The organism is Streptomyces sp. SID14436 (assembly GCF_010548465.1).
GTDB lineage: Bacteria > Actinomycetota > Actinomycetes > Streptomycetales > Streptomycetaceae > Streptomyces.
The window spans coordinates 1-2,035 of the sequence record NZ_JAAGMD010000081.1 but is presented as its reverse complement, the minus strand read 5'-3'; the positions used below and the strand labels follow the sequence as shown (position 1 = coordinate 2,035).

Genomic DNA, 2,035 nt, shown 5'->3' with positions numbered 1-2,035 from the left:
GCCCGCCGCGCCGCCCGCCAGCTCGGCACCGCCGTCCAGGAACCGGTCACCGTCGGCGCCTCCGCCCCCGTCGAGCACCTCACCGCCCGCCCCGACACCGTCGCGGCGGCCTACGCCGAGGCCCGGCGCTGCCTCGACGCCCTGCGCCTGCTCGGCCGCGCCGGGGACGGCGCCGCCGCCGAGGACTTCGGCTTCCTCGGCCTGCTCCTCGCCGGGGACCGCGACGTCGGCGGCTTCGTCGAACGCACCATCGGCCGGGTCATGGCCTACGACGAACGCCGCGGCACCGAACTGCTGCGCACCCTCGACGCGTACTTCGCCTGCGGCATGAGCCCCGCCCGCACCAAGGACGAACTCCACGTCCACGTCAACACCGTGGCCCAGCGCCTGGAGCGCGTCGGCCGGCTCCTCGGCGACGACTGGCAGGACCCGGGCCGGGCCCTGGAGATACAACTCGCCCTGCGCCTGCGCCGGCTGGCGGGACGGACGCCCCCGGTCGCGGAGTGACCCCGCGCGGGGGCCGGCCCGGGCCGCCGGACGTGCGGGGGGAGTGTGAGGGGCGGGGAATCGGATAAACGCGGGGGATGAGCAGCTACCCCGAAAGGATCAGGTCGAGCGACGGCGGTTTCCCCTCGACGGTCTCCCCGCGCGACCCGTCGGCCCGCGTCGGCACGGGCACGGCCCCGATGCAGCCCCGGCGGGACGGCGAGGGCAGCCTGGCGCACGTGGTCGAGACCCTGCTGGACAAGGGACTCGTGCTGAACGCCGACATCATGGTCTCGGTGGCCGGGGTGGAGCTGCTGGGCATCCGGCTGCGCGCGGCGCTGGCCTCGTTCGAGACGGCGGCCCGCTACGGCCTGGAGTTCCCCTCCGGCACGGACACGGAGACAGCCGCGTGGCGCGAGACGCGGGAGGAGAAGGAGTCCTGCCCGGCGTGCGGGAAGCGCGCCCCGCTGGAGCAGTTGCTGAACCAGTGGTGCCCCTGGTGCGGCTGGCGCAGCGCCCAGGCCCAGGCACGGGCGGCGGACGACGCGGGGCCCGCCGGGGTGACCGGGGGCCGGGACGCCGCGGCCGCCGTGGAGGAGGGCCGTGCCACCGGGGCGGCCGGGGAGCCCTCCGCCGGGGAACCCGTCGCCGGGGAGCGCACTGCCGGGGAGCCCGCCGAGGGGGAGGCGCAGCGCCGTGACGGCTGAACGGCCCCCCATGCGGCCCACCAGGGACCCGCGCGTGACCCTGGACGACCTGGTGGAGGTGCTCCTCAACAAGGGAGCGGTCCTGCACCTGGACCTCATCGTCGCCGTGGCCGACATCCCGTTGATCGGTGTCTCCCTCCGGGCGGCCGTCGCCGGGATGGAGACGATGCTGGAGTACGGGATGATGCGCCACTGGGACGAGGCCACCCGCGCCTGGGCCGAGCGGTCCGTCGCCCGCCGCGCCCTGGACCTGCGGGAGGGGGAGGGCGTCCTGCACCGCACGAGCGGCGGCCACCTGCTGACCGGCGGCGTCTACCACGGCTGGCGGCACGGCACCGTCTACGTCACCGACCAGCGTCTCGTCGTGCTGCGGGCCGAGCCGCGGGAGGTCCTCTGGCAGACCGAGCTGTCGGACGTGCGGGCCGTGCGGATGACGCCGGAACGCACGGTCGGCGGCGAGGAACGCCTCCGCCTGGAGCTGACCCTGGCCGACGGAGGCCGGGAACTGCTGTCCGCCCGGGAGCCGGAGGCGCTGCACGACCTGCTCACCCGGGCCCGGGCCGGCCGTGCCGTCCCCTCCCTCCCCTTCGGGCACACCCCCGCCGGCGAGGAGGAGGCGGCGCTCGCCGAGGGACACCTGTGGTACGCGGAGCCGCGCCGCTCCGGCCCGCTGTGGCGGGGCGGACGGGCCCGGCTGACCGCCGGCCGGCTGGTGTGGAAGTCCCCGGTGGACTCCCGGCCGGCCCTGGTGCTGCGCACGGCCGACCTCACCGAGGTGCGGCGGGCGCCCGGCTCCGGCCCCGCCGGGGAGGGCAGCGTCCTCGTGCTGCGCACCGCCACCG

At 77.0% G+C, this 2,035-nt stretch carries 3 protein-coding genes; all 3 read left to right on the top strand.

Features of this window, described 5'->3' with window-relative positions; all coding sequences use genetic code 11:
• Positions 1–507 (top strand): PucR family transcriptional regulator (locus G3I53_RS03040; protein ID WP_164437994.1); only part of this gene is annotated, 507 nt, incomplete at its 5' end.
• A gap of 77 nt (positions 508–584) precedes the next feature.
• Positions 585–1,193: a gas vesicle protein gene (locus tag G3I53_RS34320; RefSeq protein ID WP_275406482.1), complete on the top strand. Its 609-nt coding sequence runs from the start codon at positions 585–587 to the stop codon at positions 1,191–1,193.
• A gap of 34 nt (positions 1,194–1,227) precedes the next feature.
• Positions 1,228–2,035 (top strand): gas vesicle protein (locus G3I53_RS34315; protein WP_343240547.1); only part of this gene is annotated, 808 nt, incomplete at its 3' end.